The 15154-nt window shown below is 32.4% G+C and carries 10 protein-coding genes; 7 read left to right on the top strand and 3 right to left on the bottom strand.

Annotation, left to right across the window (positions count from 1 at the left end; all coding sequences use genetic code 11):
- The first annotated feature begins 9 nt into the window (after positions 1-9).
- Entirely contained in the window at positions 10-1281 is a 1272-nt protein-coding gene (locus FIA58_RS16705; protein WP_165928939.1) for an aryl-sulfate sulfotransferase, read from the top strand.
- Positions 1282-1351: 70 nt separating this feature from the next.
- A complete protein-coding gene (locus FIA58_RS16700; protein ID WP_140963837.1) occupies positions 1352-4165 on the top strand; it encodes a VPS10 domain-containing protein in 2814 nt (937 codons plus the stop codon).
- Between the two features lie 103 nt (positions 4166-4268).
- On the opposite strand, the gene aceA is transcribed toward FIA58_RS16700, so the two are convergent.
- Positions 4269-5555, bottom strand: a complete 1287-nt coding sequence (gene aceA, locus FIA58_RS16695) for an isocitrate lyase (protein ID WP_140963836.1) — start codon at positions 5553-5555, stop codon at positions 4269-4271.
- 22 nt (positions 5556-5577) lie between these two features.
- On the bottom strand, positions 5578-7179 hold the full coding sequence (gene aceB, locus FIA58_RS16690; protein WP_140963835.1) for a malate synthase A: 1602 nt from the start codon (positions 7177-7179) through the stop codon (positions 5578-5580).
- Between the two features lie 121 nt (positions 7180-7300).
- Between aceB and FIA58_RS16685 the strand changes: the two genes are divergently transcribed.
- On the top strand, positions 7301-8782 hold the full coding sequence (locus tag FIA58_RS16685; protein WP_140963834.1) for a helix-turn-helix domain-containing protein: 1482 nt from the start codon (positions 7301-7303) through the stop codon (positions 8780-8782).
- Positions 8783-8790: 8 nt separating this feature from the next.
- Here FIA58_RS16685 and FIA58_RS16680 read toward each other — a convergent pair whose 3' ends face one another.
- Positions 8791-10146, bottom strand: a complete 1356-nt coding sequence (locus FIA58_RS16680) for a hydroxymethylglutaryl-CoA synthase family protein (RefSeq protein ID WP_140963833.1) — start codon at positions 10144-10146, stop codon at positions 8791-8793.
- A 289-nt stretch (positions 10147-10435) separates the two neighbouring features.
- Between FIA58_RS16680 and FIA58_RS16675 the strand changes: the two genes are divergently transcribed.
- From FIA58_RS16675 to FIA58_RS16660, 4 genes are all read left to right on the top strand, one after another.
- A complete protein-coding gene (locus FIA58_RS16675; RefSeq protein ID WP_140963832.1) occupies positions 10436-11311 on the top strand; it encodes a hypothetical protein in 876 nt (291 codons plus the stop codon).
- A 140-nt stretch (positions 11312-11451) separates the two neighbouring features.
- Positions 11452-12342, top strand: a complete 891-nt coding sequence (locus FIA58_RS16670; protein ID WP_140963831.1) for a succinate dehydrogenase cytochrome b subunit — start codon at positions 11452-11454, stop codon at positions 12340-12342.
- 17 nt (positions 12343-12359) lie between these two features.
- Complete coding sequence (locus tag FIA58_RS16665) at positions 12360-14369, top strand: fumarate reductase/succinate dehydrogenase flavoprotein subunit (RefSeq protein ID WP_140963830.1); 2010 nt, start codon at positions 12360-12362, stop codon at positions 14367-14369.
- 6 nt (positions 14370-14375) lie between these two features.
- Positions 14376-15134 (top strand): succinate dehydrogenase/fumarate reductase iron-sulfur subunit, encoded by a 759-nt coding sequence (locus FIA58_RS16660; protein WP_140963829.1) that lies wholly within the window; start codon positions 14376-14378, stop codon positions 15132-15134.
- The last annotated feature ends 20 nt before the right edge of the window (positions 15135-15154 follow it).

Genomic DNA, 15154 nt, shown 5'->3' with positions numbered 1-15154 from the left:
ACAATGAAAATGAGAATATATCATAGAGGCCTACTTCTGTTCATTTTGACTCTTAATATTAGTTGTTCAAAAGATAATGTAAAAGATAATGGAACCACAGTTAAATTAGATGAAAAAATAGAAATTTATAACGCTGAAAAAATAGATAACAGCTATGTTTTCGCAATTGAAAATGGATCACAAAATGCTTATATCTTAAACAAAGAAGGCTTTAAAGTAAAAGAATGGAACTTCGATTTGAGATTAGGAAATGATGTTGAAATTTTACCTAATGGAGAATTAATCGCCATGTTTAAACAAAATATTTCTCCAATAACTATAGGAGGAGCTGGAGGAATTATTCGCATTTTAAATTCAGATGGCTCAACTAAATGGGAATATACATGTGCAGATAATTTTAAAGTGGGACACCATGATTTAGAATTATTGCCAAATGGAAATGTTTTATTTCAAGTTTGGGAGAAGTTGACTGTAATAGAAGCTTTAAATTATGGTATTGAAGTTGCAAATGATATCTTCCCTGAAGCTCTATATGAAATAAATCCGATAACAAATCAACTAGTTTGGGAGTGGCATAGTTACGATCATGTTGTTCAAGACACCAATAACACTTTAGACAACTATGGATTAATAAATCAAAATCCTAACCGAATAAACTTTTCATACAACAATAGGGTTGATGGTGATATCATGCATGCTAATGGAATAGATTATGACGAAGACAAAGATGTAATTTATATGAGTGTAAATTTCTACAGTGAAGTTTGGGTAATAGACCATAGCACTACTACTGTTGAAGCAGCAACGAGTTCTGGAGGTAATTATAACAAAGGAGGTGATTTATTATATCGTTTTGGTAACCCAACAGCTTATAATCATTCATTTGGTGAAAGAATGTTTTTTAACAATCATTTCCCAAATTTAATAGAAAAAGAGGTTCCTGGAAAAGGAAACATGTTAGTTTATTGTAATGGAACAAACATAAATCAATCGACTGTTTTTGAACTGTCTTTACCACAAAACTTCCAATTATCCACCACTTCTTCAAATGAACCCCAAATTGTTTGGAATTTTACAGACTCCAATCTATTTTATGATAAAATATCTGGTGCTGTTAGACTTAAAAACGGAAACACCTTAATAACAGAAGGAGATTATGGCTATTGGGAAGTAACGTCAAACAAAGAAGTTGTTTGGAAATATTTTGGACAAAACAAACCTTTTTGGAGAGGTTATGCCTATGATTTAGATGATCCAGCAATAATAAGTTTAGGTCTTTAATAACATAATCCTCTAATAAAATTTTAGAATACCCAATAAATTAGCTATTTTCGAGAAAATATTTTTTTCTATGAAAAAGTTAATATACTGGGTGTTTTTTTTATCCGCTTCCTTTACTTCTTTTAGTCAAGATTTAGATTTTTCCGCAGTTCAATTACAAAACATTGGACCAACCATTATGAGTGGTCGAATTGTTGATGTAGCTGTTAATCCTGAAAACCCTATCGAATTTTATGCAGCTTATGCTTCTGGAGGCCTTTGGTACACCAATAATAACGGAACATCTTTTGAACCTGTAATGGACACTGCACCAACTATAAATTGTGGCTCAGTAACAGTAGACTGGAAAATAGGAACCATTTGGGTAGGAACTGGAGAAGTGAATTCGTCTCGTTCTTCTTATGCAGGAATTGGGGTTTTAAAATCTTCTGATAAAGGAAAAACATGGGAAAATATTGGTTTACAAGACAGCCATCATATTAGTAGAATTTGGGTGAATCCAAAAAACAACAACGAAATTCTAGTGGCTTCTTTAGGTCATTTATATACTCCAAATGAAGAAAGAGGTATTTTTAAAACAACTGATGGAGGAAAAACTTGGAAAAAAACTTTATTCATTAATCCAGATACAGGAATAATTGATTTATCAGTAGCTTCAGACAATCCAAATGTCATGTATGCTGCCGCTTGGGAACGTGAAAGAAAAGCTTGGAACTTCAAAGGAAACGGAAAAGGTTCTGGTATTTATAAAAGTGAAGATGCAGGAAACACTTGGAAATTAATTTCGACAGCGGAGAGTGATTTCCCAAATAATGAAGGAGTGGGACGAATTGGTTTGGCTACTTTCAACAAAGACATTATATATGCTATCTTGGATAATCAGAACAATCGTCCTGCCGAAAAAACGACTGAAAAATCAAAATTACCTCAACCAGAAATGTTTAATACTCCTGGTGAAGTTTTCCTTCAAAAATCAAATAAAGAAATCAATGCGTATTTAAAAAAGCATGGTTTAAGAGAGAAATACAGAGCAGAAACAATAAAAAATTGGGTTGAAAAAGGAGATGTACAACCTAAAGAGGTGAAAAAGATTTTACAAGATGCCAACAAAGCCCTTTTTGAAACGGAGGTAATAGGTTGCGAAATATATAAATCTGTTGATGGTGGAAAATCTTGGAAGCGCACGCATGAAAATTTTATAGATGATTTGTATTATAGTTATGGCTACTATTTTGGAAATATTTCGGTTGACCCAAAGAACGAAAATCGTATTTATTTTGGAGGTGTTCCATTACTTTTTTCAGAAGATGGTGGTAAAACAATGACAAGTATTTCAAAAGAAAATGTTCATGCTGATCATCACGTTACTTGGATAAATCCTAATAATCCAAACCACATTATTAACGGAAACGATGGTGGAATTAATATCAGTTACGACAATGGAGCACATTGGATAAAATGCAATAATGAGGCAGTGGGCCAATTTTATGCTGTAAATGTAGACCACAATGAATCCTATAATGTGTATGGAGGTTTACAAGACAATGGTGTTTGGGTAGCCAATAATAATTACCACAAGTCAGATGACTGGGAAGCTGAGGGAAAATATCCATATGAAAGCATCATGGGTGGAGACGGAATGCAAGTACAAATAGACAATCGCAATTCTAATATTGTTTTTACTGGTTTTCAATTTGGAAATTATTATAGAATAGATCGAAGTAAAAACAAACAAGAATTCATTTCTCCCAAAGCTGACAATCCCGAAACTTCGGGAGAAAAACCACTGCGATACAATTGGCAAACCCCTATTTTGTTGTCTTCTCACAATCAAGATATTTTATATATGGGTTCCAATTTCTTACATCGTTCTATGAATCAAGGAGACACTTGGGAAAAAATTTCAGAAGATGTAACTAAAGGAGCAGTAGAAGGCAATGTAGCTTTTGGAACCATTACTTCCATTTCAGAAAATCCTTTACAATTTGGCTTATTATATGTAGGTTCAGACGATGGATTGATTCATGTTTCCAAAGATGGAGGTGTTATTTGGAATAAAATTTCAGATGCTTTACCACAGGATTTATGGGTTTCTAGAATCAAAGCTTCCAAATTCAAAAAGGAACGGGTTTATGCAACTTTAAACGGCTATCGTAATGATGATTTCAAAACCTATGTATATGTTTCAGAAGATTTTGGAACCACTTGGCAAGACATTAGTGCTAACTTACCACAAAGTCCAGTGAATGTTATTTTAGAAGATACAGAAAATCAAAACCTTTTATTTATTGGTACAGATAATGGTTTATTTGTTTCTTTAGATAAGGGAAAAACATGGGAAGACTTCTCATCAGACATGCCAAATGTAGCGGTTCATGATTTAGTCATCCAACCAAAAGCTAAAGAATTAATTGTAGGAACACATGGTAGATCTTTATATAAAGTTGGTATTGATAAATTACAAAAACTAACATCAGAAATCACTACTAAACCTTTATATGTTTACGAGGTCCCTGATGTAAAAAAATCAGAACGATGGGGTAATAGTTGGAGCCAATGGGGAAAACCTTACGAACCAAAAGCGGAAATTTGCTTTTATTCCAATTCTAATGACACAGTTGAAATCACTATAAAAAATGAAACAGGGTTAGAGATTTTTTCTAAAAAAGTAACTGCAAAAAAGGGATTAAATCTAGTAGAATATGATTATACTCTTTCTGATGATGTAATTGCCAAATGGAAGAAAAAAGACAAAAAAACTACTTTTGAAAAAGCTAAAAATGGAAAACAATACGTACTTCCAGCAAAATATTCTATTCATTTGACTAAAAGTGGAGAAGAAGTTTTTACGAGTTTGGGGGTTACTGAGAGTAAGAAGGCATGAGGTAATAACTTTTTAAACTAAATCTTATAAAATTAAAAAACAATAAAAAAGCCTTGAGAAATTTCTCAAGGCTTTTTCGTCAAACCAAATTATACTAAAAATATTAAAACTGCGCTACTTCAGTAGAATCTTTCATTGCTGTAGTTGAAGATCTATTGTTAGTAACGGTATTTTGAACCGCATCAAAGTAAGTTGTTCCTACGAATCCTTGGTGTTTTACAGCTTTGAAACCATCTTTTTGTAAAGCAAATTCTCTTTCTTGTAATTCAGAATATCCAGCCATTCCTCTTTCTTTGTACGCTTTTGATAATTCAAACATACTTGTATTTAAAGCGTGGAACCCAGCTAGAGTGATGAATTGAAATTTATAACCCATTGCAGCCAAATCCTCTCTAAAAGTTTCCATTTCTGCAACGCTTAATTTAGCAGCCCAATTGAAAGAAGGCGAGCAATTGTAAGCCAACATTTTTCCTGGATATTTAGCATGAATCGCATCTGCAAATTGTTTCGCGTATTTTAAATCTGGATTACTAGTTTCCATCCAAATTAAATCAGCGTAAGGAGCATAACTCAATCCTCTGTCAATTCCTTGCTCAATTCCAGCATTCACATGAAAGAAACCTTCACTTGTTTTTTCTCCTGTTAAGAATTTAGCATCTCTTGGATCAATATCACTTGTCAATAAATTGGCTGCATCAGCATCTGTACGAGCCACAATTAAAGCAGGAACTCCCATAACATCTGTTGCTAAACGAGCAGCAATTAATTTATTGATAGCTTCTTGTGTTGGCACTAATACTTTTCCGCCCAAGTGACCACATTTTTTTGCTGAACTTAACTGATCTTCAAAGTGAACACCAGCTGCTCCTGCTTCAATCATTGATTTCATTAATTCGAAAGCATTCAAATTTCCTCCAAAACCAGCTTCTGCATCAGCAACAATTGGCACTAAATAATCTTTTCTATCTTTTTCTGCTGTTTGATTCACCACCTGAATTTGGTCGGCTCTCAATAACGCATTGTTTATTCTTTTCACTACAAGAGGAACACTATTTGCAGGATACAACGATTGATCTGGATACATTTCTCCAGCTACATTTGCATCTGCAGCAACTTGCCAACCACTAAGATAAATCGCTTCTAAACCTGCTTCTACTTCTTGAATGGCTTGATTTCCTGTTAAAGCACCTAATCCAGCTACAAAATCTTGGTTATTCAGTTTTTTCCAAAGTTTCTCAGCGCCTAATTTTGAAATACTATGCTCTATTTTATAAGAACCTTGCAATTTCACTACTTCTTCAGCTGTATACGGACGCTCAATACCTTTCCATCTTTCATTTGTTAACCAATCTGTAACTAATTCCTGAATTCTTGTCTCTACTGTTTTCATTTCTTTATTAATATAGGTTGTGTTATATGTATTTGTATCCTGTTAGTGTTAGAAAATCTATAAAAGTGTAATTGACAACTAAAATATCTAGGATCTGTTCAGCCAATTTATATTGGTGTTTTTCATGATTTTCGTCACCCACTACATTTCTAATCTTTTCGTATTCTTCCATCGCAATTTTGTCATAATATTTCTCTGTTAATACTTTTCCATTATCTAAAGTGACACCATTACGAAGCCATTGCCACAATTGGGAGCGAGAAATTTCTGCTGTAGCTGCGTCTTCCATTAAATGGTTTAAAGCTGCTGCACCTTGACCGTTAAGCCATGACGCAATATATAAAACTGAAATGTTGATGTTTTTTCGAACACCTTCTTCAGTAATAGTTCCTTGAGGCACTTCTAACAAATTCGCTTCAGTTATGTTTAATTCGTTTCTTTTAACGTGAATCTGATTTTTTGTTGGCATATTTTCATTGAAAATTCGCATAGCCACTTCAACTAAATCAGGATGTGCTACCCAAGTGCCGTCATGACCGTTTTTGACCTCACGTTCTTTATCCGTTTTTACTTTATTAAAAGCAATTTCATTGGCAGCTTCATCATTTTTAATTGGAATTTGAGCAGCCATTCCGCCAATAGCATGAATGTTTCTTTTATGGCATCTTTGGATAACCAATTCAGAATAAGCCTTCATAAACGGACTTACCATAGTCACTTGGTCTCTATCAGGTACAATAAATTTGTCGTTATTTCTGAATTTTTTGATATAAGAAAAGATATAATCCCAACGACCACAATTCAAACCTACAATATGATTTCTTAATTCATATATTATTTCATCCAATTGAAAGCTAGCTGTAATGGTTTCTACAAGAACAGTTGCTTTTAGTGTTCCTTTTTTGATGTCTAAGTATTCTTCTGTAAATTCGAAAACTTCATTCCACCATCTTGCTTCTAAATAATGTTCTAATTTTGGCAAATAGAAATATGGAGCTGTATTATTTGCTGTTAAAGCTTTATGATTATGAAATACATACAATCCAAAATCTACCAATGAACCAGAAGTCTCTTCCTCATTAATAAGAATGTGCTTTTCATTTAAATGAATACCTCTTGGTCTTACTAATAAAACTGCCGTTTCCTCATTTAATTTGTATTCTTTATTTTTCTTTTCGTCAAATAAGTAAATTGTTTTGTTAACAGCATCCTTTAAATTTTGTTGACCATGCATCAAATTGTTCCATGTAGGAGAAGTACTGTCTTCAAAGTCCGCCATAAACGTTTTGGCACCAGAATTTAAAGCATTAATGACCATTTTTCTATCTACTGGACCTGTAATTTCAACTCTTCTGTCTAATAAATCCTCTGGTGTAGTTCCTGCAAACCAATCTTTTTCTCTGATGTCTTTAGTTTCTTTTGGAAAACATGGCAATTCACCATCATCAAATTTTTGTTGTTGTACTTTTCTTTCTTCAAGAAGTACCAATCTCTTTTTATTAAAGACGTCATGCAATTCAGTTAAGAAAAGAATAGCATCTTCGGTTAAAATAGCAGGGAATTTTTCAGTGGATTCCTTAGTTAATTGGAATGTTTTTGCTGTTGTTTCTAGTTGATTTTCCATGACTTATTGTTTTTGTTGGTACAATATTATGAAAAAGTTTTTTACAAAACAAGCGAACGTACGCTAAAATGTAAAAAAATTATTTTCTTATTATTTTAAATAATAGCGTATCTTTGAAATTATGAACTTAGAAAGAGATTATATCAAACTGATTTTTGGGCTAAAACTCAAGCAGGCTCGTACAAACAAGAATTTGTCTTTATTTGGTTTAGCCAAAATCACTGGCTTATCCAAATCGTATTTGAACGAAATTGAAAAAGGAAAAAAATATCCAAAAACGGATAAGATTATACTTTTATCTGAAAAATTAGAGGTTCCTTATGACAATATGGTATCTTTAAAATTGGATAATCACCTAGCTCCAATTGGAGAAATCCTAAATTCAGGAATATTAAAAGAAATTCCGTTAGATATTTTTGGTATTGAAGAAAGTGATTTAATTGATATTATTGCCAATGCTCCTGCCAAAGTAAATGCATTTATAAGTACGATAATTGAGATTGCCCAGCATTACAATTTATCTAGAGAGAGTTTTTTCTTAGCTTCTTTACGTTCCTACCAAGAAGCTCAGAATAATTATTTTGATGATTTGGAGCAAAAAGTAGTGGATTTTGCCAAAGCTTTTCATATTGATTTAGAAGCAGAAATATCTGTAGAAGAATTAAAATCGATTTTAGTAGAGGAATATAATTACAAGATAGAAGATTTAGTTTTTAATGAACATAACGAATTGGGAGATTTACGTTCTATTTTCGTTACCAAAAGTAAAACCTTATTAATTTCAACTGACGTTGATGATTCGCAGAAAGCATTCATATTTGCCAAAGAAATCGCCTATAATTATTTAGCAATTGAAGAAAGACTATATACCTTTAGCTGGATCAAATTTGAAAACTTTGACCAAGTATTAAACAATTTTTACGCTTCTTATTTTGCGGGTGCTTTATTGTTGCCTAGAAAAAAGATGATTGATAAACTTAATATTTTTGTTGCCAAAGAAAATCCGAAACCACAAGAATTTGTTCAGTTAATAACAGATTTTAAAGTTTCTCCAGAATCCTTTTACCAAAGATTAACGAATCTTTTACCAAAAGACTTTCAATTAAAGAATTTATTCTTCCTTAGAATGTCACATAAAATTGGAACGGATAATTACAAGATTAAAAAAGAGCTTCACATTACCAACCAACAAGAGCCACATGCTAATGAAATGAACGAACATTATTGCAGAAGATGGGTTTCGGTTCGCACGATCGTAGAGTCTTTAAAACAAAAAAAAGAACACTTTTTTGATGCCCAAATTTCATGTTACGAAAACAGTAAAAATGAATATTTAGTATTTTCATCAGCCACACCAGATCCTTTTAAGAAAAATCATATTAGAAGTATTTCTGTTGGAATTTTGATAACCCCAACTTTAAAGAAAAAATTCAATTTTATTGATAGTGAATCGATTGTAAAACAAGTAGTTGGTGTTACTTGCGAAACGTGTGCGGTTAAAGATTGTTTGCAAAGAGCAGCACCACCAGTACAATTGGAACAAAAAATCCGTAATGAAAATACGGATTTGATTGTGAATAAATATATGGAGAAGTATAGTTAAAGAGTTAGTTAATCAATCCATTTATAATATCTAGCTCCTAATAAATTTGGATTCTCCTTTTCAATTGAATCGAGAATCCATTCGTTATTAGGAGTTCTTACACTTGCTTTTTGTTCTTTTTTATGCAGTTTTTCATAAGTTTCAAAATCAATTTCTTGACTTTCTTCTAATGTTTTAAAAAGTTGAACCTTTTTCAATGCTTCCTTCCATTTCGATTGAATCGTTCCTTCAAAAACTTTAGATTTGGAACCGCTTCCGTACGCTAAAAAACCAAATTTCAAGCCTTCAATTTCTTTATTAGTATCATAAAAATGAGATAATGTAGACAATAATCCTATGAAAATGGAACCTGTATAAAGATTACCAATAATTGAAGAAGCTATTTCAGCTGGTTGTAATTTTTCAGAAACAATTTTTTGATATGCTTCTGACTTACTTACTTCTTTTAATTTATTTTGGTAATTCAAACTATGAATATCCATTTCCATTTCTTTCGAATCCAAAGCATAAATTTCAGACAACATTCTTCTACCTTGAAACGAATAAGGCAAATGCATAATAATACTTGACCAAGTGTTGTAAACAGTTTCTTCCGTATTCTTCAATTTTTTAAATGAAAAATAAGCCTCTCTAGTACGGTCCATATAACACTGATTCGAATATTGTCCGTCAAAAACAGGTTGGTCCTTATGAATTTCAATTTCCGCCTCTAAATTATCAAACCAATTTTCATTAGCATTATTTCCAGTAATCAATTCTTTATTGATATTCCTGTAAGGTTTAAAAAAGTCAAAAACCCCTTTTGTACTAGTTGCCCAGTCTTTTTCAAAAGCAATAATCCTTGGATTTGAAGTCACCAACATAGCAACTGCACCAGCACCTTGGGTATATTCACCAGTAGAATTTAAATCGTACTTAGCAATATCCGTCGTTATTACTATGGCCTTTTTATCTGGATTTAGACGAATAAAATCAATGCAATTTTGAAGCGCATCTACACCTCCAATACAAGCAAAAGTAAAATCAACCACATCACATTCAGCTAGACAATCGGTTCCAAATTTTTGTTCTATTAGAGCGCTTAAAAAAGAAGCTATAGGTTTTGAACTATCAATAGCACTTTCGGTTCCAACATAAATTCTAGCTATATCATTTAGATTAATATTTTGTTCAAAAATTAATTTTGTTAAAGCATTCGCACCAAAAACCACTGTGTCTTGATGCATATCAGGCAATGTCATTTTTAATAATCCTAATCCTTTTTCTAATTTTTCAGGCTCAATATTTCTGGTTGTTGCCAATGTTTTAATAGGTAAATGTATTTTTGCTATATCAAATGCAATAGCATCAATTCCAGTTTTCATATTATTTTTTTAAGCTGATAAATTTACAATTCTAACACAATAAAAAAGCCACTTTAAAATAAGAAAAAAACAAAAAAGAATTATTTTTATTAAATCACATAAAAAAGGCTGTTTTTATTTAATAATTCACAACAAGTGACCTAAAATAGGTGGAAAAAATTAGAATTATTAATCCTGTTTTTTTTAACATTATTAAACAAAAAAAGTAATAATAAAATCTTATTTTTACGCGTTTATATATCAAAGACAATTTAAGTAAAACATTAATTACTAAATTATTAGAAAAGAAATGAATCGATTATTTACTTTATTATTTTTCGCAGCTTTTATAGCTTTCTTTTCTTGTTCAGATAAAGATGATAATTTAGTTAATGAAGGACCTCAATTGATGATAAAATTTCAATTTGATCCAAATCAAGCAAGATTAGATAATTTAGGACAACCTGCTACCGTTTCAATTGGAAAGGCTGCTCAATCACCAGTTTTTAATACTATAAGTGCTCATTATTTTGAATTGGCACCAAATGAATTCACACAATTAGGAGAAGGCAGTGTCTTATATCATGCTGCTGAAACGATTTCTGGAGGAGACATCGCTATTGATTTTTCTCAATCAAAGATAGTATCTGATGGTGAGACATTTTTATCTATTCCATTAAGTGAAATCAATCAAGGTAGTTATCAATATGTAAGAGTATCATTATCTTATCAAAATTATAACATTTCTATATTGAATAATGGAAATAATTATACTGCAACTTTAGAAAGTTTTGTAGGATACAACACCTATATTACCAATCACAATATTGGAAATAATATTTTCAATGTTAATGCTAATCGCTTGCAAGGTTATTGGGCATTAGGATTACATAATTTTCCTTATGCAACTTCAGGTCAAGCTCCACAAGGCGCTACAACTGTTCCTAATCCAATTGCATCTACTTCTGCAATTCCACAAGGATCATGTGTTGTTACTGGAAAATTTTCGACTAATTTAGTGATTACCGGAAATGAAAACAGAGACATTATAGTAACTTTATCTCTTTCAACGAACAACAGCTTTGAATGGCAAGAAGTGAATGTAGACGGAAAATTCGAACCAACTGCTGGTGAAAATGTAATCGATATGGGTGTAAGAGGTTTACAACCTACATTTACCAGATAACCTCATTTGTAACCTTCTGATTTACAAACACAATTAAACATATTTTAAATTCATTATAAATTACCACTAAAAGGTTGTGGTTAAATTTTTTATGCAGTATTTTTGTTTGATTTTTAAAACTAGTACAATCAAATAAAATTATGGCAAAATCAGCACTTTTAAAGTCATCTATTGCTAAGAAATACTGGATGGCTCTTACGGGTTTATTTTTATGCTTGTTTTTAGCTGGTCACTTAGCTGGAAATCTTCAGCTCTTAGTCCCAAATAATGCATTGAATTTTAATCAATATGCATTATTTATGACCACTAACCCTGCAGTAAAAATTCTTTCTTACTTAACGTACATTTCAATTCTTTTCCATGCTATTGATGGTTTTTTACTAACATATCAAAATGCAAAAGCAAGACCAATAGGATATGCAAAGACAAATCCTTCTGCTAATAGCAGTTTCTCTTCAAGAAACATGGCTGTTTTAGGAACTATTGTTTTGATATTTATTGTCACACACATGGTTAATTTTTGGGCAAAAATGCATTATGATAAAAATATGCCTTTAGCTCAAAAAGAAACTCTAGCACAAACGGGTAAAAAACAAATTCAATTAGTTGGAATTAAAGATTCTCAAATGCCTTTTTTCCAATTAGATGAATCAGGAAAATTATCTAAAGAATTTTTCGAAAACATAAAAACTCAAACACAAGGTCAATACGATTTAGAAATTCAAGATGTTACAAAGATTGTAAACAAAAAAGATGGTGAAGTAATATTTCAAGGATATAAAGATTTATACAAACTTACAATTGACTTTTTTAGAGACGCAAAATATGGTTTAATTTTCACTATTGGATATGTTTTAGCCATGTTCGCTCTAGGATTTCACTTATGGCATGGATTTTCAAGTGCATTTCAATCTTTAGGATTGAATGGCCCGAAATACACACCAGCCATCAAATTTTTTGGGAAAGCATTTTCGGTAGTTGTACCCTTATTATTTGCGATTATCCCATTATACATTCATTTTACTAAATAATCAACATCAGATATAATATGAAGTTAGATTCTAAAATACCAGAAGGACCATTAAATAAAAAATGGACTGATTATAAAGATCATTTAAAATTAGTTGCCCCTAATAATAGACCAAAATTAGATATTATTGTTGTTGGAACTGGTTTAGCAGGTGCTTCGGCTGCTGCTTCCCTTGGAGAAATGGGATATAATGTAAAAGCTTTTTGTTTTCAAGATTCTCCACGTAGAGCCCATTCAATTGCTGCTCAAGGAGGTATCAATGCTGCTAAAAATTATCAAAATGACGGTGATAGTATTTACCGTTTATTTTATGATACTATAAAAGGTGGTGACTACCGTGCTCGTGAAGCAAATGTGCATCGTTTAGCAGAAGTATCTGGAAATATCATTGACCAATGTGTTGCACAAGGAGTTCCTTTTGCACGTGAATATGGAGGTATGCTAGACAACCGTTCCTTTGGTGGTGTTCAAGTACAACGTACTTTTTATGCTGCTGGACAAACTGGTCAACAACTTTTACTGGGTGCTTATTCATCATTATCGAGACAAATTGGTTTAGGACGTGTTAAAATGTTCAACCGTCACGAAATGCTAGATTTAGTTAAAATAGACGGAAAAGCACGCGGAATAATTGCTCGCAACTTAATTACAGGCGAAATAGAAAGACATTCAGCTCATGCGGTAGTAATTGCTTCGGGTGGTTATGGAAATGTTTATTTCTTATCTACAAACGCAATGGGAAGTAATGTAAGCGCTGGCTGGAAAGTTCATAAAAGAGGTGCTGCATTTTCAAATCCTTGTTATGTTCAAATTCACCCAACTTGTATCCCTGTTCATGGAACCAATCAATCAAAATTAACGTTAATGTCTGAATCATTACGTAATTCTGGTCGCATATGGGTACCAAAGAAAAAAGAAGATGCTGAAGCTATTCGTGCTGGAAAATTAAAACCCACACAAATAGCGGAAGAAGATAGAGATTATTATTTAGAAAGAAGATATCCTGCATTTGGTAATTTAGTACCTCGTGATGTTGCTTCTCGTGCTGCAAAAGAACGTTGTGATGAAGGTTATGGAATTGAAGCTAATGATACTAATGAAGGAGTTTACTTGGACTTTTCTTCTGAAATTAAAAGCAAAGGAAAAGAAGTAGCTTATGCCCATGGAAATCACAATCCCTCTGAAGAAGAAATTATCAAATTAGGAAAAGAATGGATTGAAGAAAAGTATGGTAATTTATTCGAAATGTATGAGAAAATTACAGATGAAAATCCATATGAAACTCCAATGAAAATATACCCTGCAGTTCACTATACAATGGGTGGTGTTTGGGTTGATTACAACTTACAATCCTCTATTCCAGGTTGTTTTGTTGCGGGTGAAGCAAACTTCTCTGATCATGGAGCTAATAGACTTGGAGCTTCTGCTTTAATGCAAGGTTTAGCTGATGGTTATTTTGTTTTACCATATACTGTTTCAAACTATTTAGCAGATGAAATTAGAACAGGCAAAATTTCTACAGATGCTCCTGAATTTGCTGAAGCTGAAAAAAATGTAAAAGATTCTATAGACAAATTTTTAAACAACAATGGGACTAAATCAGTAGATTATTTCCATAAACGTTTAGGTTTAGTGATGTGGAATAAAGTAGGAATGGCTAGAAATGAAAAAGGATTAAAAGAAGCCATTGAAGAGATTGGTCAAATACGTGATGAATTTTACAAAGACGTATTTGTACCTGGAAGTGCTGAAGAATTAAATCCTGAATTAGAAAAAGCACTTCGTGTAGCCGATTTCTTAGAATTAGGTCAATTAATGGCAATGGATGCATTACAAAGAAATGAATCCTGTGGTGGTCACTTTAGAGAAGAGTATCAAGATGCAGAAGGAGAAACACTTCGCGATGATGAGAATTTCTCTTTTGTAAGTGCTTGGGAATACAAAGGACAAGATACTACAAAAGCAGAATTACACAAAGAAGATTTGAAATACGAGTTCATTAAAATTGCCGCTAGAAATTATAAATAGAAAATTATGAGTACAGCTAAAAATATAAATATAAATCTTAAAATTTGGCGTCAAAAAAATGCCAAGGAAAAAGGTGGTATAGTAGATTACAAATTAGATAATGTATCTACAGCGAGTTCATTCTTGGAGATGTTAGACCAATTAAATGAACAATTAATAAATAGCAAACAAGAACCTGTTGCATTCGATCACGATTGTCGTGAGGGTATTTGTGGAATGTGTTCACTTTACATTAACGGTAGAGCGCACGGTCCTGAAACAGGAACAACTACTTGTCAATTACACATGAGAAAGTTCAAAGATGGTGACACCATATATATTGAGCCGTTTAGAAGTAAAGCTTTCCCGGTAGTAAAAGATTTAGTGGTTGACAGGAGTTCTTTTGATAGAATTCAACAAGCTGGAGGATTTGTATCTGTAAACACCTCTGGAAACACTATAGACGCTAATTCTATACCAGTTCCTAAAGATGATGCTGACAAATCTTTTATGGCTGCTGCCTGTATTGGTTGTGGAGCTTGTGTTGCAAGTTGTAAAAATGGCTCGGCTATGTTATTTGTAGGAGCAAAAGTTTCTCAATATGCTTTGTTACCTCAAGGTAAAGTGGAAGCCGCTACACGTGTTCAAAACATGGTGAGACAAATGGACGAAGAAGGTTTTGGTAATTGTACTAATACAGGAGCATGTGAAGTAGAATGCCCTAAAGGGATTTCTTTAGAAAACATTGCTAGAATGAATAGAGAATTTTTAAAAGCTAGTCTTTAAAAATATAATCTAAAAAAAAG

This window comes from Flavobacterium jejuense (assembly GCF_006491595.2).
Taxonomy (GTDB): Bacteria; Bacteroidota; Bacteroidia; order Flavobacteriales; family Flavobacteriaceae; genus Flavobacterium; species Flavobacterium jejuense.
The sequence above is the reverse complement of the archived record's forward strand: the minus strand, read 5'-3'. Positions and strand labels throughout refer to the sequence as shown.

What these genes read in the sequence shown, in the direction of transcription:
- FIA58_RS16705 (WP_165928939.1), top strand. Translation starts at nt 10, where the DNA reads ATGAGAATATATCATAGAGGCCTACTTCTGTTCATTTTGACTCTTAAT.
- aceA (WP_140963836.1), bottom strand. Translation starts at nt 5,555, where the DNA reads ATGAAAACAGTAGAGACAAGAATTCAGGAATTAGTTACAGATTGGTTA.
- FIA58_RS16700 (WP_140963837.1), top strand. Translation starts at nt 1,352, where the DNA reads ATGAAAAAGTTAATATACTGGGTGTTTTTTTTATCCGCTTCCTTTACT.
- FIA58_RS16660 (WP_140963829.1), top strand. Translation starts at nt 14,376, where the DNA reads ATGAGTACAGCTAAAAATATAAATATAAATCTTAAAATTTGGCGTCAA.
- FIA58_RS16670 (WP_140963831.1), top strand. Translation starts at nt 11,452, where the DNA reads ATGGCAAAATCAGCACTTTTAAAGTCATCTATTGCTAAGAAATACTGG.
- aceB (WP_140963835.1), bottom strand. Translation starts at nt 7,179, where the DNA reads ATGGAAAATCAACTAGAAACAACAGCAAAAACATTCCAATTAACTAAG.
- FIA58_RS16665 (WP_140963830.1), top strand. Translation starts at nt 12,360, where the DNA reads ATGAAGTTAGATTCTAAAATACCAGAAGGACCATTAAATAAAAAATGG.
- FIA58_RS16675 (WP_140963832.1), top strand. Translation starts at nt 10,436, where the DNA reads ATGAATCGATTATTTACTTTATTATTTTTCGCAGCTTTTATAGCTTTC.
- FIA58_RS16680 (WP_140963833.1), bottom strand. Translation starts at nt 10,146, where the DNA reads ATGAAAACTGGAATTGATGCTATTGCATTTGATATAGCAAAAATACAT.
- FIA58_RS16685 (WP_140963834.1), top strand. Translation starts at nt 7,301, where the DNA reads ATGAACTTAGAAAGAGATTATATCAAACTGATTTTTGGGCTAAAACTC.